The 21,119-nt window shown below is 44.0% G+C and carries 21 protein-coding genes and 1 other RNA gene; 19 read left to right on the forward strand and 3 right to left on the reverse strand.

All coding sequences use genetic code 11. The features are described from left to right. Positions 1 to 14: 14 nt before the first annotated feature. The 3 genes from HMPREF0080_RS00165 (at position 15) to HMPREF0080_RS00175 (ending at position 3,308) form a co-directional block, all read left to right on the forward strand. Positions 15 to 1,181 (forward strand): pyridoxal phosphate-dependent aminotransferase, encoded by a 1,167-nt coding sequence (locus tag HMPREF0080_RS00165; RefSeq protein WP_006789014.1) that lies wholly within the window; start codon positions 15 to 17, stop codon positions 1,179 to 1,181. A 107-nt stretch (positions 1,182 to 1,288) separates the two neighbouring features. Next, a complete protein-coding gene (locus HMPREF0080_RS00170; RefSeq protein WP_156795256.1) occupies positions 1,289 to 1,927 on the forward strand; it encodes a hypothetical protein in 639 nt (212 codons plus the stop codon). A 25-nt stretch (positions 1,928 to 1,952) separates the two neighbouring features. Beyond that, positions 1,953 to 3,308: a hemolysin family protein gene (locus HMPREF0080_RS00175; protein ID WP_040346608.1), complete on the forward strand. Its 1,356-nt coding sequence runs from the start codon at positions 1,953 to 1,955 to the stop codon at positions 3,306 to 3,308. Between the two features lie 58 nt (positions 3,309 to 3,366). Here the strand turns inward: HMPREF0080_RS00175 and HMPREF0080_RS00180 are convergent, their stop codons facing one another. The 3 genes from HMPREF0080_RS00180 to HMPREF0080_RS00190 form a co-directional block, all read right to left on the reverse strand. Continuing rightward, positions 3,367 to 4,326 carry an NAD(P)H-dependent glycerol-3-phosphate dehydrogenase gene (locus HMPREF0080_RS00180; RefSeq protein ID WP_006789017.1) on the reverse strand — a complete coding sequence of 320 codons (960 nt, stop codon included), beginning with the start codon at positions 4,324 to 4,326 and terminating at the stop codon, positions 3,367 to 3,369. A gap of 112 nt (positions 4,327 to 4,438) precedes the next feature. Then, on the reverse strand, positions 4,439 to 5,434 hold the full coding sequence (locus tag HMPREF0080_RS00185) for an isocitrate/isopropylmalate dehydrogenase family protein (RefSeq protein WP_006789018.1): 996 nt from the start codon (positions 5,432 to 5,434) through the stop codon (positions 4,439 to 4,441). 3 nt (positions 5,435 to 5,437) lie between these two features. After that, a complete protein-coding gene (locus HMPREF0080_RS00190; RefSeq protein WP_006789019.1) occupies positions 5,438 to 6,778 on the reverse strand; it encodes a citrate synthase in 1,341 nt (446 codons plus the stop codon). A 298-nt stretch (positions 6,779 to 7,076) separates the two neighbouring features. Between HMPREF0080_RS00190 and HMPREF0080_RS00195 the strand changes: the two genes are divergently transcribed. From HMPREF0080_RS00195 to HMPREF0080_RS00260, 16 genes are all read left to right on the forward strand, one after another. Then, the gene (locus HMPREF0080_RS00195) at positions 7,077 to 9,350 is read left to right on the forward strand and encodes a hydratase (RefSeq protein ID WP_006789020.1); all 2,274 of its coding nucleotides are present in this window, start codon (positions 7,077 to 7,079) and stop codon (positions 9,348 to 9,350) included. A 36-nt stretch (positions 9,351 to 9,386) separates the two neighbouring features. Next, a complete protein-coding gene (gene dapF / locus HMPREF0080_RS00200) occupies positions 9,387 to 10,229 on the forward strand; it encodes a diaminopimelate epimerase (RefSeq protein WP_006789021.1) in 843 nt (280 codons plus the stop codon). Positions 10,230 to 10,331: 102 nt separating this feature from the next. After that, on the forward strand, positions 10,332 to 11,219 hold the full coding sequence (gene sfsA / locus HMPREF0080_RS00205; protein ID WP_006789022.1) for a DNA/RNA nuclease SfsA: 888 nt from the start codon (positions 10,332 to 10,334) through the stop codon (positions 11,217 to 11,219). A gap of 28 nt (positions 11,220 to 11,247) precedes the next feature. Further along, positions 11,248 to 11,466, forward strand: a complete 219-nt coding sequence (locus HMPREF0080_RS11570) for a DUF123 domain-containing protein (RefSeq protein ID WP_006789023.1) — start codon at positions 11,248 to 11,250, stop codon at positions 11,464 to 11,466. 39 nt (positions 11,467 to 11,505) lie between these two features. After that, the gene (locus HMPREF0080_RS00210; protein ID WP_006789024.1) at positions 11,506 to 12,093 is read left to right on the forward strand and encodes a hypothetical protein; all 588 of its coding nucleotides are present in this window, start codon (positions 11,506 to 11,508) and stop codon (positions 12,091 to 12,093) included. Positions 12,094 to 12,118: 25 nt separating this feature from the next. Then, on the forward strand, positions 12,119 to 13,450 hold the full coding sequence (locus tag HMPREF0080_RS00215; RefSeq protein WP_006789025.1) for a replication-associated recombination protein A: 1,332 nt from the start codon (positions 12,119 to 12,121) through the stop codon (positions 13,448 to 13,450). Then, positions 13,450 to 13,896: a GtrA family protein gene (locus tag HMPREF0080_RS00220; RefSeq protein ID WP_006789026.1), complete on the forward strand. Its 447-nt coding sequence runs from the start codon at positions 13,450 to 13,452 to the stop codon at positions 13,894 to 13,896. Before HMPREF0080_RS00215 ends, HMPREF0080_RS00220 begins: the two co-directional genes overlap by 1 nt. 260 nt (positions 13,897 to 14,156) lie before the next feature. Beyond that, the gene (locus HMPREF0080_RS00225) at positions 14,157 to 15,143 is read left to right on the forward strand and encodes an OmpA family protein (RefSeq protein WP_006789027.1); all 987 of its coding nucleotides are present in this window, start codon (positions 14,157 to 14,159) and stop codon (positions 15,141 to 15,143) included. Between the two features lie 159 nt (positions 15,144 to 15,302). Next, positions 15,303 to 15,402, forward strand: an RNA gene (gene ffs, locus HMPREF0080_RS08940) — signal recognition particle sRNA small type. Between the two features lie 77 nt (positions 15,403 to 15,479). Beyond that, entirely contained in the window at positions 15,480 to 17,426 is a 1,947-nt protein-coding gene (dnaX, locus tag HMPREF0080_RS00230) for a DNA polymerase III subunit gamma/tau (protein ID WP_006789028.1), read from the forward strand. Then, entirely contained in the window at positions 17,399 to 17,716 is a 318-nt protein-coding gene (locus tag HMPREF0080_RS00235; RefSeq protein ID WP_040346599.1) for a YbaB/EbfC family nucleoid-associated protein, read from the forward strand. Before dnaX ends, HMPREF0080_RS00235 begins: the two co-directional genes overlap by 28 nt. Beyond that, positions 17,716 to 18,300, forward strand: coding sequence for a recombination mediator RecR (recR, locus tag HMPREF0080_RS00240; RefSeq protein WP_006789030.1), 585 nt, complete (start codon positions 17,716 to 17,718; stop codon positions 18,298 to 18,300). The genes HMPREF0080_RS00235 and recR overlap by 1 nt, the downstream gene beginning before the upstream one ends. Before the next feature lie 16 nt (positions 18,301 to 18,316). Continuing rightward, positions 18,317 to 18,562 (forward strand): pro-sigmaK processing inhibitor BofA family protein, encoded by a 246-nt coding sequence (locus HMPREF0080_RS00245; protein WP_006789031.1) that lies wholly within the window; start codon positions 18,317 to 18,319, stop codon positions 18,560 to 18,562. Positions 18,563 to 18,580: 18 nt separating this feature from the next. After that, on the forward strand, positions 18,581 to 19,687 hold the full coding sequence (locus HMPREF0080_RS00250) for an efflux RND transporter periplasmic adaptor subunit (protein ID WP_006789032.1): 1,107 nt from the start codon (positions 18,581 to 18,583) through the stop codon (positions 19,685 to 19,687). A gap of 284 nt (positions 19,688 to 19,971) precedes the next feature. Beyond that, positions 19,972 to 20,472 (forward strand): IclR family transcriptional regulator, encoded by a 501-nt coding sequence (locus HMPREF0080_RS00255; RefSeq protein ID WP_245527172.1) that lies wholly within the window; start codon positions 19,972 to 19,974, stop codon positions 20,470 to 20,472. Beyond that, positions 20,469 to 21,074, forward strand: coding sequence for a DNA-3-methyladenine glycosylase (locus tag HMPREF0080_RS00260; RefSeq protein ID WP_006789035.1), 606 nt, complete (start codon positions 20,469 to 20,471; stop codon positions 21,072 to 21,074). Before HMPREF0080_RS00255 ends, HMPREF0080_RS00260 begins: the two co-directional genes overlap by 4 nt. Positions 21,075 to 21,119: the final 45 nt, after the last annotated feature.

Genomic DNA, 21,119 nt, shown 5'->3' on the forward strand with positions numbered 1-21,119 from the left:
ATAAGGAGGGCGCTATGCCTGAAGTTTCGAAACGCATGCAATTTTTTACGGATTCGCCGATTGCTCGCATGTCCGTTTTATCGGATAAGTACGGTGCAATCAATTTATCTGCGGGGTTTCCGGAATTTTCACCGCCTGCACCTATTTTGAATAGCCTTAAAGACATTGTTGATAAAGGTCCGCATCAATACAGTTTGGATGCCGGTTCGGAAAGTTTTCGTCAGGCATTGGCGGACTATCGCTTTACATTCACGGGACATAAACCTGATGCAGAACATGAAATCATTGCAACTTGCGGAGGAACGGAAGCACTGATAGCGGCGATTATGACAATCGTTGATCGGGGAGATAAGATCGTTATTTTTTCTCCTTATTATGATGCATACAGCACGGATGTTTTTCTTGCCGGTGGAGAACCGATTTTTGTCCCCCTTCTTGGTGGAAACTTTACTTTTGACATAGATGAATTGGAAGCGGCTTTTAAACAAAGACCGAAGGCTATCCTTATTTGCAATCCGTCTAATCCGTGCGGTAAAGTGTTTACTCAGGAAGAATTGGAAATAATTGCTTATTTCGTTCGTAAATATAATACGTTTGCCATCGTTGATGAAGTATACTCTCATATTATTTATAAACCCCATACATATACTTATTTTTGTGAATTGCCGGGAATGTATGAACGTACTGTTTGCATAGGTTCTTTATCTAAAACCTACTCTATTACGGGCTGGCGTGTCGGTTATATTATAGGCTCTCCTGTAATAGTGGAAGAAATAAAGAAAATTCATGCATATCTGACGATCAGTGCACCCAGTCCGCTACAGGAAGCCGCCGTTACGGGACTTGACTTTAATCAAGCTTATTACGACAGTCTGATAGAAATGTATACAAAAAAACGCGATATCTTTATGAATGGACTCGATGAATTGAATATCACCCATAATATACCGTGCGGTGCATTCTATATTCTTCTTGATATTTCTGAGTACGGATATGAAAAGGATACAGAATTTTGTGAGACTTTAGTGAAAAAAGTAGGTGTCGGTGCTGTACCCGGTTCTGTTTTTTTTGCTGAAGATGTACAAAATTATATTCGTCTCCATTTTGCTGTGGATGATAAGACTCTGTATAAAGCACTCGATCGATTGGCATCAATGAAAGAAAAAATGGCACGTTTTTAAGAGGAATAATGATGAAAATAATAATTCCGCTGGTAATTACAATCCTTTTCGCTTCATTTGCCTGTGCCGCAAACGAGATCTCATATACAAATGCTGAGACAGACACTGTGCTTGCAATAAAACATTTTGATGCCGATCACAGTTCTAAAAGTAAAATAAATGATGAAATCATATCTTTTGTAAAAACGGCAATTCCTGAAAAACATAGCCACACGTACTTTCACATTGACAATGAATTGATGAATGACTATTTCTATCATCTTACGGAATATGATGTGCATACACGTCTTGCAGTAACCGAGTATGCGGTTGCAAAAGACAAAACGAATATTTGGCTGCTTGCTGAAGGTACAAAAGGTGTACTTATTTACGGGACGACAGAGACTCTTGTTAAGAAAACGAAGATAGACTTGTACCCGCAGGTGCTTTCCTTGATTGACAGAGGAACGTTTTATGTCGATGTGCCGACATTTGTTCCTTATACTTTAAATGTGCGAACATTGAATAACGCCGTTGCCAATGTGTCGGACAAAAATTTAATATTGCCCGTGTCTGAAGGTAAAACGAAAGCATTGATCACTCTTGAAATTGCCGGCGTCACAAAAAACGTTGAAAAGACGATTGTTGTAACTGACTGCAAGTATCTTCCCGAGAAGTTCGGCGAGCGCACAGACCGCGGTATCCGTGTAGGAATAATTGGCAGGCATTCTCCTCGTAGGATAGTCGGCGGTTTCGGCGATTGGTAATAATTTTAAGGAGAAGTGATTGTACTTGGAATTTTCTTTGGTAAAACAGTTTTGTGTAATAGTCTTACTTACTGTCGGTAACGGCATTTTTTCTATGCTTGAAATGTCTATAGTAAGCAGTCATCAATCACGGTTGGAAACGATAGCTGAAGAAGGTAATAAGGCGGCGAAAATTGTCCTTAAATTACGAGAGAATCCGAATAAAATGTTTTCGACCGTCCAATTCGGTATGACCTTGGTCAGTTTATTGACCGGTGTCTACGGCGGTACGGAAATGGCAGGCCCGCTTTCATCATATGTAGCGCTTATACCCGGGGCCGAGCCGTATGCTTATTCCATCAGTTTAACCGCAATCGTTATTATTATTACTTACCTGACCTTAATTCTTGGGGAACTTGTTCCCAAGCGGATTGCAATAGACAGCCCGGAACGGATCGCTTGTTTTTTAGCGCGTCCTATGCTTTGGTTTTCCAAGCTATGTACTCCTCTCGTCTGGATTCTTTCTGCGTCTACCGCCTTTGTTACGAAACTTATCGGTGCGGATAATCCGGAAGTGCTGCCCGTAACGGCTGATGAAATTCGGCTGCTTTTGGAAAAAGGGGCTGAACTCGGTGCTTTTGATAAAGAAGAACCGAAACTGGTCGAACGCGTATTTCGTCTCTCTGATATGGATGCAGGCGATATTATGACGAACCGAACCCAAATGGATTGGATCGATTTGGAAGATGATGAAAATAAAATCATGAAAGATTTGGTTGCTTTTCACCACATTAATGTTCCTGTCTGTCGCGGATCTATTGATGAGTTCATCGGCATTGCGTCTATTAATAAGGTATTTAGTCAATACTATAAAGGCGTAGCTTTAAAAAGATATGTTTCTATTCATGCTATCCTGGAACATTCCTGTCGTAATCCCGAGTATATCCCCGAATCCATGGATATAATGAAAGTCGTTCATATATTCCAGGAGAAGGGGATTCATGAAGCGGCCGTCCTTGATGAATATGGTAACTTGAGCGGGATTCTTTCTGTTCACGATATTTTAGAAAAGCTCGTCGGGATCATGCCCGTGGGGGAAGCGGAGAAGGCGGAAGAAGCCAATAAAATCGTTCAACGAGGACTCAATGAGTGGCTTATTGACGGCTTGGTTTCGATTGAAGAATTTAAAGATTTCTTCCTGATAGATGAAGAACTCCCCGGTGAAGGAGAAGACCTCTATAAAACCATGGGCGGCTTTGTCACATACGGAATAGGCCGAATTATCCAAGAAACGGATATATACGAATGGAAAAACTACAAATTTGAAGTTATCGATATGGATAATCTTCGTGTCGATAAAATTCTTGTATTCCGTGCAAAGACAGAAGAAATAATTGAGTAAAAGTGAAGGAATGTAAGAAGAGAGAGTAAAAAGGAATGGAGTTAACTCCATTCCTTTTTTACTCGTCTTTTAAGGATCTGAGGAACAACCCTTCCAGTCCTTCTTTCGGGTCTTTATTGTTGTGTGTTATTTCGTAAACTGTACGGCTGATCGGAAGTTCTGCGCCGTACTTGTCCGACAGATTAATTAAAGCTTCGGCCGTGTAAAATCCTTCGGCCAACTTTTCAAAAAATTCATGTTTGATCAGTCCTTCTCCATAGCGGCGGTTATTGCTGTATGGTGAGAAAAGGGTTGCTTCATAATCGCCCAAATGGGAAAGTCCGTAAACGGTCATGTTATTTCCGCCCATGGCTGCGATAAGTTTGGATAATTCGTGCGTTCCCCTGGACATAAGAGCTCCTTTAAGGCTTGAACAACCGAGACCGTCGAGCATGCCTGCCGCTATACCGATGACGTTCTTGGCAGCGGCGCCGATTTCCGTTCCCAGCAGGTCATGACCGTAATAAAATCGAATAAGGGGGCTGGTAAGCGTTTGGACCAGCACTTTTGTCAATTCCGTATTTTCTGAAGCAATGACCATGCAATTCGGCATGCCCTTAATAAAGTCCTGAACATGCCCGGGACCGACCCAGACCGCTAAAGTTGCGTTTTTACCCAATTCTTCATACCCTATCTCAGAGAGGCGCTTACCTGTTTCCGATTCGAGTCCCTTCATGCAAAGGAGAAGCGGTTTTGTTGTAATAGTTTTAATAGTTTTTAATTGTTTGGTAAAGTTACGAAATGCCTGTGCTTTAATGGAGATGATACAAATATCGGCCGCAGCTACAGCTTTTTCTAAATCATTTGTTAAGACAACAGTTTCGGGCAAGAAGAGATATTCGTTTTGCCGTGTTTCTGCTAACTGCTTTAAATTGGATGACCCTTCACGGCCCCATAAAGTAACATTATGACCGATATGATTTGCGTACCAACTGTGGAAACTGCCCCAACGGCCGCAGCCTAATACGGAAATATTCATGTACCTACTCCTTTTTCTTGTAATGGTCTTATTATAGCGTATATGTGTTTACAGGTATATATAAAAAGCCCTCTTTATGGTAACCCCATAAAGAGAGCTTAAAATTAAAATGTCATAACTTAGCAATAATAGCTGTTGTATACTCTTCCGTCTTAGCTGTACCGCCGAGATCGGGAGTAAGCGTTGTGCCTTCACTGAGGATGAGGTCTACGGCATGCCGAATCGTTGCTGCCGTTTCATTTTCGTTCATATATTCGAGCATCATGCATGCCGACCAGAGGAGCGCCGTCGGGTTGGCGATATGCATACCGGCAATATCGGGAGCACTGCCGTGGACTGCTTCAAACATGGCATAGTCCGTACCGATGTTCATGGACGGTAAGAGACCGAGACCGCCGATAAGACCGCTTGTAAGATCGGAAATGATATCACCGTACAAATTCGGAGTGACCATGATATCGAAATTTTCAGGATGCATGACAAGTTGCATACATACATTATCGACAATTTTATCGTCACTTTCAATATCAGGAAACTCTTTAGCGATTTCTTTGAAAATAGAAAGAAAAAGACCGTCACTCAGTTTAAGAATATTTGCTTTATGTACACATGTTACTTTGTGCCGCTTTTTTTTCCGTGCATATATGAAAGCATCGCGAATGATTCGTTCACTTGCAGTACGAGTAATGATTTTGGTAGCATGAACCGTATTCCTGTCAATTTGTGTTTCTATGCCGACATAGAGATCCTCCGTATTTTCTCGGAATGTAACGATATCGACATTTGGGAAGGGGGTTTTTACGGCATCGTTTGATTTAGCTGGCCTGATATTGGCATAGAGATTGTATTTATTGCGCAAGGTCACGTTAAGGGATCGAAATCCTTTCCCAATCGGTGTTGTAATAGGCGATTTCAAGAGCAGATGTGTCTTTTCGAAGGAGACGAAGGCATCATTCGGGATGAGAGCACCGTTGCGTTCATATTCGGCCGCGCCGACATTGAATATTTCATACGTCAAAGGGGCGTGGGCCGCTTTTAAAATAGAAATGACCGCATCTGTTATTTCCGGGCCGATTCCGTCTCCTTTAAAGACTGTAATTGTTTTCATTGGTTATCGTTCCTCTCTGCATATATAAGGAAGTAAATCGCCGACATACTTTGTGGCAGGACGCATAATACGCCCGTCATAGAGTTTATTTTCCAAATTATGTGCCAACCAGCCGACGAGTCGACTGACTACGAATAAAGGCGTATATAAATCGCGGGGAATATCGAGCATATGGTAGCAAAAACCGCTGTAGTAATCGACATTACTGCAAATATCCATACCTTTTTCGGCACTGATAATATCCTTAGCTACGCTTTCAAAACGCTGATAAAAGTCGAAGTGCTTATCAAGGCCTTTTTTATGAGCTACTTCGCCGCAGTAGTTGCGCATAATCTCGGCACGCGGGTCGGAAATCGTATAGACGGCATGACCGAAACCGTATACGAGACCGTCCGTGCCGGGGAAATTTTTATTAAGAATTCGGTAAACCGTATCACGCAGCTGTTTTTCTGAAGCGTTGAGACCGACCGTATCAATGATTTGTTCCATCATTTTTGAAGCGCGTACGTTAGCACCGCCGTGGCGGGGACCCTTGAGCGCGCCTATGGAGCTGGACATGGTTGAGTAAATATCTGTATCCGTTGAAGCGACGACAACATTTGTAAAGGTTGAATTCGTACCGCCGCCGTGATCAGCATGTAAGAAAAGGAGTAAATCAAGAAGATGTGCCTCTGCTTCTGAAAAAGAACTGTCCGGCCGCAGCATGGAAAGAATATTTTCGGCTGTTGAGTAATCTTTGCGCGGATAGTGTATAATCAAACTGCGTCTGTCGTAGTAATGGACCTTGGACATATAAGCATAGCAGGCGATCGACGGAAGCTTGCCCATAATATTTAACCCTTTTAATAAAGTTTGGTATACATCCGTATTATCCGGATCTTCGTCGTAATTATATAAAGTCAGCAGGGCATGTTGCAGTTTGTTCATCAAATTTCTGCCGGGCATACGAAGAAGATTCATTTCTAAGAAATCATCAGGAAGTTCATATGAATCGGAAATATTCTTGCAAAATTCGTGAAGCTCTTTTTTATTCGGTAAATACCCGAAAAGAAGAAGAAAACAGGCCTCTTCATAAAGATAGCCGTTATATATATCTTTTTTTATAAAATCCGAAATATCAATACCTCTATAGTAGAGTGTACCTTCACAATTTACTTTGTGACCGTCCGCATCTCTTCGATACCCGACGACATCGGCAATACGTGTCAAACCGACAAGAACGCCTGTATGGTCTTCATTACGCAGTCCTCGTTTTACACCGTGTTTCGTATAGAGGGCTCTGGGGATTTGTGTGAAGTTTTGGGATTTACCGTAAAATTGAGCAACATGGATGTTTTGGTCCATTCCGAAGGCTCCTTTCCAAGGGGCTTGGTTATTGTTTTTAAATATTCTTTTAAATCTATAAATATTTATATAATCCTTTTTTGTGAACCCATAGGTCTATGCATAAGTAATTATAGCATAAAACCACATACTGTAAAATGATGTGACCATGATTAAAAAGTAAGTTATCTGACTTTTCATATAGAATAATTATGATATAATACATATTATATTGCTTGTTGTTTTTATAATATGAAAACAAATTACATAAATTTCAGAATGAGAAATAATAAGTTTTTCGTCATATAAGGAGGTCAACGTGATTAAGTTGTATAAAGGCGGCGTGTACTTGATTGACGGCAGTCGTATTGTAGCTGAAGAAAAAGCAAGCAAAATCAAGGCACTGACGGGGAAAGCCGTTCTCAAAGAAGAAGCCCGTAAAGGGACAATTGCTTATTCTATCTTAATGAGTCACAATATATCCGAATCACCGGATCATTTGAAAATAAAATTTGATGCTATGGCGTCCCATGATATTACGTTTGTCGGGATTATTCAGACTGCGCGGGCATCAGGTATAGAAAAATTCCCGGTGCCCTATGTTCTCACAAACTGTCATAATTCGTTGTGTGCCGTCGGCGGTACGATTAATGAGGATGATCACGTTTTCGGTCTTTCGGCAGCCAAGAAATATGGAGGTATTTTTGTCCCGCCCCACCTTGCGGTTATTCATCAATATATACGCGAAAAAATGGCCGGTTGCGGCAAGATGATACTCGGTTCGGACAGTCATACTCGTTACGGGGCTCTCGGGACCATGGCCGTAGGTGAAGGCGGCGGCGAGATTGTAAAACAATTACTCTGCGATACATACGATATTGCTTATCCGGATATTATCGGCGTTTATCTTGAAGGCAAGCCGAGTCCGGCAGTTGGTCCTCATGATATTGCTGTCGCCATTATCGGTGCAGTTTTTAAAAACGGGTATGTAAAGAATAAGGTTATGGAATTTGTCGGCCCCGGCGTTGCCTCTATGAATACGGACTATCGTAACAGCGTTGATGTCATGACCACAGAAACAACCTGTCTTTCCTCCATATGGCGTACAGATAAAGACACAAAAGCATACCTTACCATGCACGGTCGCGGGAATGATTATAAGGAACTGAATCCCGCCTCCGTCGCGTATTATGACGGCATGATTTATGTCGATTTAAGCAAGATCAAACCAATGATTGCCATGCCTATGCATCCGAGCAACGCGTTTACTATTGATGAAGTAAATGCCGATACGGCAGATATTTTGCATGATGTGGAAGAAAAAATTAAAGAGCGTCTTAATACCGAGTCCGTTCATTTTAGCCTGGCCGATAAAATTAAAAATGGCCGCCTGCTTGTTCAGCAAGGTGTAATTGCCGGTTGCGCAGGCGGTAATTATACAAACATTATGGCAGCTGCCCATGTGTTGAAACATGTCGGCCTGACGAATGATGTTTTTACACTTGATATTTATCCGTCTTCTCAGCCGGTTTACCTGGATCTTCTTCGTAAGGGGACGGCAGTCGATTTGATATCGGCCGGTGCGGTCATGAAAACGGCTTTTTGCGGCCCCTGTTTCGGCGCCGGAGATACGCCGGCTAACAATGCTTTCAGCATTCGTCATACAACGCGTAATTTCCCGAACCGTGAAGGCAGTAAACCCGGGGCCGGGCAGTTTTCGGCAGTGGCGCTCATGGATGCCCGCTCTATAGCGGCAACAGCTGCAAACGATGGCGTCCTCACCTCAGCTGAAGGGTATATGGATGATTATATTGAACCGGGTTATGAATATGATGATTCACCTTATGCTAACCGTATATATTATGGGTTTAACAAGGCCGATGCCGAAGCGGCTCTCATTTACGGGCCGAATATCAAAGATTGGCCTGAACAGGAAGAATTGGCGGACTCGATTCTTGTCAGAGTATGTTCCAAAATTTTGGATCCCGTTACAACGACAGATGAACTGATTCCGTCCGGTGAAACCTCGTCATATCGTTCCAATCCGCTCGGGCTTGCCGAATTTACGCTTTCTCGTCGCGATCCCGACTATGTGGGTCGCGCAAAAGTGGTGCGATCTTGGGAAGCCGCCCGAAAAGAAGGAGTGATTGCAGAAGAGCTCAATCTTGTTTATGATGCCCTCGAAGATATTATCGGGCCGGTTGATCGTAACGCTGTAGAAGTAGGCAGTATGATATATTGTATTAAGCCGGGTGACGGCTCGGCACGTGAACAGGCTGCCAGCTGTCAGCGTGTTTTGGGCGGGTTGGCCAATATTTGCAAGGAATATGCGACAAAACGCTATCGTTCCAATGTTATTAACTGGGGGATGCTTCCTTTTCAGATGAAGAAAGATGCGAACTTTGAAGTGGGAGATTATATTTATGTTCCTCATATTCGCAATATTTTGGAGGGGCGGACCGATGACATTACGGCTTATGTTGTAAGCGGTAAATTCGTTTCGGAAATTAAGTTATACATTACAGAGCTGACGCCTGAAGAACGGCGTATCATCCAGGCAGGCTGTCTGATCAATTTTAATAGAAACAGATAAGTACCATGCCTTGGGGCTGTGTACGGGGAGCTGACGATGAAATTTGTAAAAATGCATGGTTTAGGTAATGATTTCGTCTTTATTGAAAATAAGGACGGCAGAGACAAAAACTTTTCTGAATTGGCACGATGCATGTGTAAGCGTCATACGGGTATCGGCGCCGACGGACTGATCATCATTGCCGGCAGTGATGCGGCCGATGTACGTATGCGCATTATCAATGCTGACGGCAGTGAAGCTGAAATGTGCGGCAACGGCATTCGCTGTTTTGCCAAATATGTATATGACAGCAAAATAATTACGAAAACCGAATTTTCCGTTGAAACGCTGGCCGGTATCATGAAACCGAAGATCATAGTTGATAAAAACGGTGATGCAGGTCTTGTTACCATCAACATGGGCAAGCCTTTTACCGACCGAGGTTCCATTCCCATGGCAGGCTCTGCGGGTCCCGTTCTCAATGAGGAAATTACAGTTGGCGGTGAACCTTGGAAGATTACGTCTCTTTTTTTAGGCGTGCCCCATACAGTTACGTATGTGAACGACGTAGAGGCTGTTGATATTAATAAATGGGGACCGCTTTTCAAAACACATGAAGTTTTTCCGAAGAATACCAATGTTAATTTTACAGAGCTTATCGACGACAAGACCATAAAGGTTCGTACATGGGAACGCGGCGCCGGCGCTACTCTTGCCTGCGGAACCGGCTCCTGCTCGGCAGCGGTCAGTTCTTTTCTGAACGGGTATACAGGAAGAAATGTTGATGTACAGCTCTATTTAGGGTCGCTCCATGTAGAGTATAATGAGGATGACGGTAATGTTTACATGACAGGTCCCGCAGCCGTCTCTTTTACAGGTGAATGGCCGGATGAAGTATAATTTTGAAAAGCAGGTACTTACTACAGGGCGGCTATCTTCTCTTATATATGACAAGATTTGGGAAAGCGTGTAAAATAAACAAATATAAAGAAAGTGAAAACTATGATACGACATGAGCCCTTATACAAGGGGAAATTCATAGACAGACCGAATCGTTTTGTTGTCCATGCGGATTTAGACGGTGAGACCATTACTTGCCATATGCCCAATCCCGGACGTCTCTGGGAGCTGCTTTTTCCCGGAGTTGTTTTATGGATCAGGAGAGCTGCCAATCCCGGACGCAAGACGCTGTATGATGTTGTCGGTGTTGAGCGGGACAATACGCCCGTTCTCATGGATACGCAGTATAATAATGATGTGGCGGAAGCGCTTATTCGCGAAAAAAGAATACCCGGTTGGGAGGATTGGCAGATTTTACGGCGGGAAGTCACTATTGAAGGCAGCCGTTTCGATTTGCTTCTCCATAAAGATGAAGAACTTTTTTTTATTGAAGTAAAATCCTGCACTCTTTTCAGCAAAACAGGGGCCATGTTTCCCGACGCCGTTACGGAGCGGGGGCGCAAACATATTCTTCATCTTGTTTCATTACAGGAAAAGGGCTATCGGACAGGTATTCTGTTTCTTGTTCAATGGCGTAAGGCCACCTGGTTTCTGCCGGATTATCATACGGATCCTGATTTTGCCGACACGTTTGCGGCTTATCAAGATAAACTTGATTGGAAAGCTTTTTCTGTTGGCTGGAATGACAGGTTTTCCCTGCCTGAGCCGGGCAGACAGCTTATCTATCCCGGCTATATTTTAGAGAGGGAAAATCACGACAGCGGCAGTTATATGGTTGTATTACAAGTGCCGGAAGAAAAAAATGCTTATATAGGCGCTCTCGGAACGATAACTTTTGTACCGGGCTACTATGTTTACGTCGGCTCGGCGAAAAGAAATCTGGCCGCCCGCTTGGCGAGACATAGACGAGTTCGCAAGAAGATGCATTGATCTTGATTATTTAAGACCGATTACGATTGTGACGGCGACGATACCGATTCGTACAGCTGACGATTTGGAACACAGGTTGTCGCATCGTTTGGAAGATATTGCAGAGCGGCATATTGATCATTTCGGCTGTACGGATTGCAGTTGCCCGTCTCACCTGTTTTACTTTACAGCGGACCCGGTTCACTGCAAAGCGTTTATAGAAATGCTGGAAGATTTTCGCATGAATCGGCTTGAACAATTTATATAAATTAACTGCAATCACTCACTATATGTCGGAGGAGATAATATGAAAAGAACGGAAGCGCTTGCGCTTTTACAAAAATATAATCAGGATCCGTTTCATATTTTGCATGCTCTTACCGTGGAAGGAACGATGAAATGGTATGCTCATGAACTCGGATATGAGGATGAAGTCGATTATTGGGGTCTTGTAGGCTTGCTTCATGATGTGGATTTTGAAAAATATCCGGAAGAACATTGTAAAAAAGCGCCGGAATTATTGGCCGAAATCGATGCGTCACCTGAATTTGTCCATGCCGTATGTTGTCACGGTTACGGTATCTGCGTCGATCTTGCACCGGAACATGAAATGGAAAAAGTTCTCTATGCTGCCGACGAATTGACCGGTCTTATCGGTGCGGCTGCCATCATGCGTCCTTCGAAGAGCACGAAGGATATGGAAGTTAAAAGTTTGAAGAAGAAATTTAAGGATAAAAAGTTTGCAGCCGGCTGTTCGCGTGAGATTATTACGAACGGAGCGGAAATTCTCGGGTGGGAATTATCGGATCTTATGGAGAAAACCATCCTTGCCATGCGTTCTTGTGAAGACGACGTGCGTGCTGAATATTCGATATTGACCGGTCAGGAAGTGTAATATTACAGCTGCGGGGAGAAAGATTATGGAAGAAATATCTCTCTTTCAAACGAGTGCCGTTCAGCAGCCCTTGGCTGCCCGTTTACGGCCCAGGACAATCGACGATATAATCGGCCAACGCCATATTTTAGGTGAGAACAGGGTTCTTCGTCGGCTCATAGAACATGATACAGTACCTTCCATGATTTTTTGGGGGCCGCCAGGGGTTGGAAAGACAACGCTCGCCCGTGTCATAGCCAATCACACGAAAGCCTCGTTTTTAGATTTTTCCGCTGTTACGGGCGGTATTAAAGAGATTCGTCAGGTTATGCAAAAAGCCGATGAAAATACGCGGTACGGTGAAAGAACAATTTTATTTGTTGACGAAATACACCGTTTCAATAAGGCACAACAGGACGCTTTTTTACCTTTTGTGGAAAAAGGCAGTATTATTCTTATTGGTGCGACGACGGAAAACCCGTCTTTTGAAATTAACGGCGCCCTTTTATCGCGGTGTAAAGTTTTTGTATTACAGGCACTGTCGACAGACGATATACTGACTCTATTGAAAAGAGCCATAGCCGATCCGTCCGGATTCGGCGCACAGGAGATACACATTGCTGACAAATTTTTGGCGGCTATTGCCGAGTTTGCCAACGGGGATGCCCGTTCGGCGCTGTCGACATTGGAAATGGCCGTCCTTAACGGTGATTTGGAAGGTGATGTCATAACGGTGAACAAAGAGTCGTTGGAACAGTGCATTTCCAAGAAGTCACTTCTTTATGATAAGAAGGGCGAAGAGCATTATAATCTTATTTCAGCACTTCATAAATCAATGCGTAATTCCGATCCTGATGCGGCCGTTTACTGGTTGGCGCGTATGCTTGAAGCCGGTGAAGACCCGCTTTATATAGCGCGACGAATCGTACGTTTTTCAGCAGAAGACGTCGGGCTTGCCGATCCGCGGGCCATGGAAATTTCTATAGCTGCTTATCAGGCTTGCCATTTTATCGGTATGCCTGAATGTTCCGTTCATTTGACGGAGGCTGTCATTTATCTTTCGTTGGCGCCCAAATCGAATGCTGTGGAAGTGGCGTATTTGGCGGCACGAAAGGATGCACTCGAACAATTCGCCGAACCGGTGCCGCTGCAAATCCGTAATGCTCCGACGAGGCTGATGAAAGAGCTTAATTATGGCAAGGATTATGAATATGCTCACAATAATCCCGCCGGTTTGACGGCAATGGAATGTCTGCCCCCTTCCCTGCGCGGCAGAATGTATTACAGGCCGACCGAACACGGTATAGAGGTGCGTTGTAAGACCCGACTTGAACAAATTAAGCAGTGGAAGAAAGACCATGGTGAAAAAGAGGAATAATGCGAAAAAAAACGCTCTTTGAATGGGACTACACAAATAACGAGTATATAAAAGTGTTTTTTTATCTCTGTATCGGCGGGTCTGCTGCTGTTTTGGAATGGATACTCTTCTATTTTCTTTATCTTGCCTATAGGGCATTCTTTCCGACAGTGGGCGGCACTATACAGATATTGACTGCAACGGCGACAGCGTTTGCCCTGGCAACTATATATCATTATATTCTCGGTAATATTTTTGTTTTTGAAAGCGGGCGTCGTTATGATAAAAGGGTGGAACTGTCGCTCGTTTTTCTCGTCAGTTCTATGGGATTATTGTGGAATCTTCTTCTCATGTGGTTTTTAACAATGCCGTCGCTTGGCAATTTACCGCCCCTGCCGGCGAAGGTATTGTCCAGTGCCATTGTTACGGCGTGGAATTATTTAACTCGAAAAAAATGGATATTTTAGTGCGTTCTGTAATAAAAAAAGGGTTATTGCAGTTTGGCTCTTGTTTTTCAGGAAAATATTTTATTCCCGTGTATTTTATAGTTGAGTTCAGTGATTTTTAGTGATAAAATTACTGAATAACCGGTATATTTTTTTATTTTTGAAAGTGTGGGAAAAATATGAAAAAGAAAGTCTTGGTTTTAGCAGCCCTTGCTGCAGCGTGTGTAACATCTGCAGCCTTTGCTACGCCGCAAACATAGTTCCAGAAAGGCCAGTTTCAGTTGGATCTTGGTGCATGGGATGTAAAGGCAAGTGTGGACGGTGAGAATTTCGGTTATTACAGAACCGCCACTACTGATTCCAAATGGAATTTTCAGGGAGGATTAGGGTATGCGTTGAGTGATAAGTGGAATTTGGAATATGTGTATCATGATTTGAATACTAAGTATGATGGCGCCAAAGCAACTGACGGTGATGAACACGAAGTAAACCTCGTATATTCGCTCAATAAAAATTTTGCCGTATATGGCGGCTGGAATCGCATTAAGAACTCTGTAGATGTAGATAGTTTCAGTAAAACAAATAATATAGCACAGCTCGGTCTTATTGCTAAAGCACCGCTTGCTAAAAACTTTGATATTTATGGCAAGGCGGCCATCGGTACGAAAAAAACTACAATTTGGGAAGCCGGTTTGGGGTATACGTTTGCTAAAGATTTTGATCTTTCAGCAGGCTACCGCTATGTGAATACAAAGTTAGTCGATAAAGGGACGTTGGGGGCGACAGACGATGCGAACATTTCGTATAAAGGGCCTTTCGTAACGCTTTCTTATCGTTTCGGCGGCCATAAGGATGCGGCTCCCGCTCCCGTGTATGTAACTCCCGCACCGACTGCGCCGGCACAACCGGCAGAAACGCCGCATACTTATAATGATTACTACCTTGAAAGCATACACTTCGACTTCGATGTTGATACGCCCGTGGCATACGACCAGGGTAAACTTGATCACTTCGTAGCGGTAGCAAAAGAATATCCGCATGACACATTTAAACTTGTCGGCAATACGGATGCTAAGGGCACGGATTCTTACAATGACGATCTTTCTAAACGCCGCGTAGTGAACGTTGCTAAATATGCCGTTGATCACGGCGTTAATTCCGAACAGCTCGTACTTGAGTACGAAGGTAAGCATGATCCCGTTGCAACAAATGAAACGGATCAAGGCCGTGCCGACAATCGCCGTGTAGATATTTGGCATCATAAATAAAATAGGAATTCCAAGGAGAAATCTTATTTTATAAATTATTGAAATGAGTATAAATAAACGAGGCTGAGTACCTGTATACAGGCATTCAGCCTTGCTATTTTTGTGTTGATACGCTATAATTATCAAGTATATATTTAAGAGTATTGGTGCGTGATAGCCTGTTGGGGCTTGTGCAATGAAGACCTATGAACCTCGTCAGGTCCGAAAGGAAGCAGCGATAAGTAGCCATTTTCATGTGCCACGAGGGAACCTGGCAAGCTATCACACACGAGTGCTTTTACAGGGGATGGTAAAGGCAGCGGAAGAGCTGCTTTTTTTATATAAAAGGGGAAGAATATGGCCTATATTGCTCTTTATCGTAAATGGCGACCGAAGCTGTTTGAAGATGTTGTCGGTCAGAGACATATTACGGAAACCTTACAACAAGCCATAAAAAATGATAAAGTAGCACATGCTTACTTATTTTCCGGACCGCGTGGAACCGGTAAGACGAGTACGGCTAAAATTTTTGCAAAAGCCGTGAACTGTGTACACGGCCCGACATTACGTCCGTGCAATGAATGTCCTGTATGTCGCCATATTACGAGTGGAGAATCACTCGATGTCGTAGAAATAGATGCGGCATCGAATCGCAGTATTGAAGATATTCGCCAACTCAGAGAAACGGTTAAGTTTATGCCGACAGAAGGGGATAAAAAGATTTATATTATAGATGAAGTGCATATGCTGACGACAGAAGCCTTTAATGCACTTTTAAAAACGCTGGAAGAACCGCCGTCGCATGTTATCTTTATCCTGGCAACGACTGAACCGGAACGTATTCCGATGACGATACTTTCCCGGTGTCAACGCTATGAATTTCGTCGTATTACAAGTCATGATATAGGTGAGCGACTTATGTACATAGCCTCTCAAGAGCACATTGCTCTCACCGAGGGGGCGGCTCATATCATCGCCGTTCAGGCTGACGGCGGCATGCGTGATGCGCTAAGCCTTCTGGACCAATGTATCGGTAACGGTGGCGGTACGGTTGATGAAGTTCTCGTACGTCAATTGCTCGGCCTTGTAGGGAAAGACTGGCTTTTTATGATGACAACGGCCCTTTTTCACAGGCATAATGATATACTTATTAAAGGTGTTGATGAAATCATTGCTATGGGCAAAGAACCGCAAGTTCTTTTGACGGAAATTATAGCTCATTTGCGCGCCGTCATGCTTTATAAGGCGGCGCCCGGCTCGGATACTCTTGCCGCCTATGCCGATTCGGAAAAAGAATTGCAGGAGCAGGCGGCAACCGTGTCGGCGGGGCAAGTTTTTGCGGTCCTTAACATTTTACAAGAAGCTTTATTGCGTGTAAAAACCTCCCCTTTACCGCGCATAGCCGTAGAAGCCGGCCTGCTTATGGCAGCACGTACGTACAGTCATGAGGGGGAAGATTTAACTAAACGTGTCAAAGCGTTGGAGGAACGGGCCTATACTGTGCCGCAGGATATAATGGATCGTATTGTACAGCTTGAACAGGGGCAGCCGCCGGTATCTGCCGCCGCCATGCAGGTACGGTCAGCATCTGGTTGCAGTACGCGGAGTGAAATACCTGCGCCTGTAATACCGGCTGCTCAGTCAACGATAGCGGAGTCCGTTACGGAACCGCCTGAAGCGGAAGCCGTGACGACAATTGCAACTGCCGTATCACCAGAGGCTGCAGATATGTGCGAGGTTCCGACAGTAAAGAAGAGAAGGACACGGCCGGAAAAGGCGGAATATGCGATTATTTGGAATAAAGTATGTACAGTTCTTGACAAAGACCGAAAGAAAGCCGTTCTTTCGTGCGTGCGCAACGGTCGTGTTGCCTATATCGGTGAAACCGAGTTTATTTTAGCTCTAAAAACGGAATTTATGGTGACGCGAGCCAACCGGGAAGATTATTATGCTTGTGTTGATGCGGCACTTGCTCAAGTCCTCGGGAAGGGATATCATATGCATAGCTATCTTGAAGGCGATGCGGAGCTGGCGGAATACGAAAAAAAAAACGACATTCTGCCGGCAATGATGACACGGCCGGTTTCACCTGATCCCCTTGGAGTCCCGGCAGAAACTGTTCTGGAAAGCCAGGCAGACGGCAGTAAAGATCCCGTTCTCATTGAGCGGCAGGATTACCGGAAACGGAACGGACGGTATTGGATTCCTTGCTCAGTGCTGTTGGTGATTGTAATATATATGTTGAATATAAGGATTAGTTTAAGGAGGAAATACATATGTTTGGTGGAAATATGCAAGGCATGATGAAAAAAGTTCAGAAAATGCAGAAAGATATGAAGAAAATGCAGGAAGAATTAAAAACACGTACTGTTGAGGCAACCGTTGGCGGCGGTACGTTGACAATTGTCATGAACGCGGAGAAGTCTGTAGAAAGTGTCAATATTGACCCGTCCGTTATCGATCCGGAAGATAAGGAAATGCTTGAAGATCTCATTGTTGCCGCTGTTAATGAAGCGAGCAAAAAAGTTGATGATTTGATGGCTCGGGAAATGAGTAAAATCACGGGCGGTATGAATTTGCCGGGGATGTTCTAATGGATACGCCGTTAGATCAATTGGCTGAGCAGTTCCGTCGTTTGCCCGGTATCGGAATTAAGACGGCGCGCAGACTTGCTTATTTTATGGTGCAGCAACCGGAGGAAAAGACGACCGCGTTCATTGAAGCTATTCGTCAAGCAAAAACACAGATGCGTTTTTGTTCCGTTTGTTTCAATCTTTCTTCTTCCGATCCGTGTTTCATCTGTACTGATTCACGCCGCGATCAATCTGTTATTTGTGTTGTCGAGACGCCGCAAGATGTATCGGCTATAGAGCGGAGTAAGGATTATCGCGGTCTCTATCATGTTTTACACGGAGCGCTTTCACCGTTGGATGGTGTAGGGCCTGAAGATTTGCGTATTAAAGAGCTGTTACAGCGTCTGAGTGATACGACGGTGAAAGAAGTTATCATTGCTACCGACCCGGACGTGGAAGGCGAAGCGACGGCCTTATATTTGGCCCGCCTCTTGAAGACTGCAGGAGTTAAAGTAACACGAATTGCCAGAGGTATTCCCGTAGGCGGCGATATTGAATTTGCTGATGAAGCCACTTTAGCCGGTGCCGTAGCAAACCGTCAATAGGAGATGTGAGGTTTATATGGAATATGCATCCATAGCAGTGGGGATTGTACTTCTCTTTATCGTTAATAAATTTATTTTGGCACCTATTCGCCGTCTTGCCATAAATACGGTGATAGGTTTATTTATGTTATATATTATTAATTCGTACGGCTCAATAGTCGGCTTGCATCATGTTGATGTAAACCCTTTGGTGGGGCTTGTCATCGGCTTTTTTGGTGTGCCCGGTGTCATAATCGTTACTTTGTTTTATACCTTTGTTTAAGAAACGGAACAGGATAAAATGAAACTAAAACATGTAACAGGCCTTTTCTGCATATTCATTATATCCCTCGCCGTATTGACGGGGTGCGGGAATTCAATTTCCACAAAGACCGAAAAGGTTAGCAAAGCGGAATATCCTGTAGCACTTACCTTGGATGCCAATATTACAGCGCTTCACTCGGCAGAAATTATGCCGAAGGTGTCCGGTAAGATTATTTCGGCACCCCTGGTTGTCGGACAGGATATTAAGGCCGGTGAAGTTATTGTTCAAGTGGATCCGACACCGTATCAACAAAGCGTCGGCAGTGCTGAAGCGGAATTGATGTCGCTAACCGTTTCGGCAGCACCTGCACCGAGCTATGAAGATACAGAAGAAAATACGCCCGAGCGGGTGCAGTTAAATGCATATTATAAGGACGGCTACTTCTCTCATGCCGAATATAATCAGCTTCGTTCCCGGTCGGGTCGTGTAAATTATACAGCGCCGTCTGTAGATACAGAAAAAGTTGCTCAGCTGCAGCAGACGATTCAAACTGCCCGGGAGATGCTCGGCAATGCCACGATTTATTCTCCTATTGACGGTAAGGTAACGGCTGTTACTGAAAATAATTCCATCGCTGTTGCAGGAAATGTCCTGGCAACAGTTCAACAGCTTACGCCGCTTGTAGCTACTTTCGCCGTACCGAAGGACTATATTGAGGTTATCCGGACGGCTAGGGGCAATGGCAGCCTGCGTGTGCTGGTCCTGACTCCGGCCGGTGAAACGGAGGTCGGTGAACTCACTTTCCTGGCGACGGAAGAAGACAGGGCAACAGAATCATATTTAGCTAAAATTACGTTTAATAACAATAAGAATCTTTTTGTACCCGGGGAATTTTATCACATTCGTCTTTCTACACCGCAGGAAATTGAACAGATCACGGTACCGAAAGAGGCGATTCGTACAAAAGACAGCGGCGATTTTGTTTATGTCGTCAATAGTGACGATGTGGTTGATGTTCGCGCTGTCCTCACGGGAGATGAAGAAAACGGCCGTATTGTCGTCCTCAACGGTCTCCGTGAAGGAGAGACGATTGTATCGGATCCGCCCGATTCGTTAGAAATAGGTATGAAAATTTCTGTGTAAAATTAAATGGAAGGAACAATGATGAAAGATACATGCCATCATGATGGAAATAGAGAGAAAAGCCTTCTCAAATCTCTGGAAAAGAGCCTGGACGTATTGGATCTTTTTGTTGAATGCAATGCCGGCATGGCCCTGAAAGAAATTGCCGCACAAACGGAACTCAATACGTCGACGGCCTTTCGCATCGTCAATACCTTGGAGCGACGTCAGTATTTAACGCGTAATGAAGAATCAAAACAGTATCGCCTGGGTCCTAAATCGTTGGCTCTCGGGTATTCATCTCATTGGACAGAAAATTTGTTACTTTGGCCAAACCGTATTTGCGCAAACTCCAACGGGAATTTAATGAAACGGCAAGTATTTATATTGCTGAAGGAGATAATCGTATTTGTCTTGATCATGTCGAAAGCACACATTCTTTACGGCGGGTTATCTCTCTCGGAGAGTCCCTGCCTATTTATAAAGGCGCAGCCGGTAAGGTTCTCGTTGCTTGGTCTAATGAAAAAGAACAAAAACGTATCAGTTCGGAATACGGCAATCTTACAGAGAGCGAGCTTTCCATGATTCGTCATAACGGGTATGCCGTTACACAGGATGAGAGCGAACACGGTCTTTTTGCTTTGGCCGTGCCCGTTTTCAACTTCGAAGAACGGGTAGTCGCTTCTCTGACTATAGCCGGGCCGTCTATGCGGTTTTATGATTCTATCAGACAAAAAATGCTTTTCACAATGAGTCAGTATGCCTATGAAATTTCCTATGCACTCGGTTGTCGTAGAAAAGAATGATGCGAAAATGGCAATATGAAGAATTCCAGGAGCCTGCCGCTAAGGTGGCGCCTAAACTCCTGGGGTCTTATTTGGTGCATGTCCGGCCCGATACGACCTTCGTCGGACGTATTGTTGAAACGGAAGCCTACGGCGGTACCTATCGACGGCAAGTTGATGATGGCGCGCATAGTCATAAAGGATTAACTGCGCGGACGGAACCGATGTTTTGTGCGGGCGGAATTGCCTACGTTTATCTCATTTACGGCATGTATTACTGTATGAATATTGTGACTGCATCGCCCGGAGACGCACAAGCCGTCCTGATCAGAGCGGTAGAACCTGTAGACGGTATTGAAAGAATGCTTGTAAACCGGAAAGCAACCAAAGTTACAAAAAATTTAACGAACGGGCCGGGAAAATTATGTATGGCTATGGAAATCGGATTGGCTGAAAATAAGATTGATTTATGCGGAGAATCATTATTTATTCTTCATGGAGAATCTGGTATACTGATGCATACGGAGCGTTCCAGGCGTATTAATATTGATTATGCCGTTAAGGGAAAATATTTCCCTTGGCGCTTTTATATAAAAAATAATCCATTTGTTTCTAAGGGGTAGCTATATAATCGGAGGGAGATTACAATAATTCAGTTTAGAGGATTT

The sequence above is a fragment of the Megasphaera geminata F0357 genome, from assembly GCF_000239275.1.
GTDB classification, from domain to species: Bacteria; Bacillota; Negativicutes; order Veillonellales; family Megasphaeraceae; genus Megasphaera; species Megasphaera geminata.

Bases quoted from the DNA above. Each gene is read 5' to 3' on its own strand.
- HMPREF0080_RS00190 (WP_006789019.1), bottom strand. From the start codon at position 6,778: ATGGACCAAAACATCCATGTTGCTCAATTTTACGGTAAATCCCAAAAC.
- dnaX (WP_006789028.1), top strand. From the start codon at position 15,480: ATGGCCTATATTGCTCTTTATCGTAAATGGCGACCGAAGCTGTTTGAA.
- HMPREF0080_RS00220 (WP_006789026.1), top strand. From the start codon at position 13,450: ATGCGAAAAAAAACGCTCTTTGAATGGGACTACACAAATAACGAGTAT.
- HMPREF0080_RS00245 (WP_006789031.1), top strand. From the start codon at position 18,317: ATGGAATATGCATCCATAGCAGTGGGGATTGTACTTCTCTTTATCGTT.
- HMPREF0080_RS00215 (WP_006789025.1), top strand. From the start codon at position 12,119: ATGGAAGAAATATCTCTCTTTCAAACGAGTGCCGTTCAGCAGCCCTTG.
- HMPREF0080_RS00185 (WP_006789018.1), bottom strand. From the start codon at position 5,434: ATGAAAACAATTACAGTCTTTAAAGGAGACGGAATCGGCCCGGAAATA.
- HMPREF0080_RS00235 (WP_040346599.1), top strand. From the start codon at position 17,399: ATGTTTGGTGGAAATATGCAAGGCATGATGAAAAAAGTTCAGAAAATG.
- recR (WP_006789030.1), top strand. From the start codon at position 17,716: ATGGATACGCCGTTAGATCAATTGGCTGAGCAGTTCCGTCGTTTGCCC.
- HMPREF0080_RS00210 (WP_006789024.1), top strand. From the start codon at position 11,506: ATGAAAAGAACGGAAGCGCTTGCGCTTTTACAAAAATATAATCAGGAT.
- dapF (WP_006789021.1), top strand. From the start codon at position 9,387: ATGAAATTTGTAAAAATGCATGGTTTAGGTAATGATTTCGTCTTTATT.
- sfsA (WP_006789022.1), top strand. From the start codon at position 10,332: ATGATACGACATGAGCCCTTATACAAGGGGAAATTCATAGACAGACCG.
- HMPREF0080_RS00260 (WP_006789035.1), top strand. From the start codon at position 20,469: ATGATGCGAAAATGGCAATATGAAGAATTCCAGGAGCCTGCCGCTAAG.
- HMPREF0080_RS00250 (WP_006789032.1), top strand. From the start codon at position 18,581: ATGAAACTAAAACATGTAACAGGCCTTTTCTGCATATTCATTATATCC.
- HMPREF0080_RS00180 (WP_006789017.1), bottom strand. From the start codon at position 4,326: ATGAATATTTCCGTATTAGGCTGCGGCCGTTGGGGCAGTTTCCACAGT.
- HMPREF0080_RS00165 (WP_006789014.1), top strand. From the start codon at position 15: ATGCCTGAAGTTTCGAAACGCATGCAATTTTTTACGGATTCGCCGATT.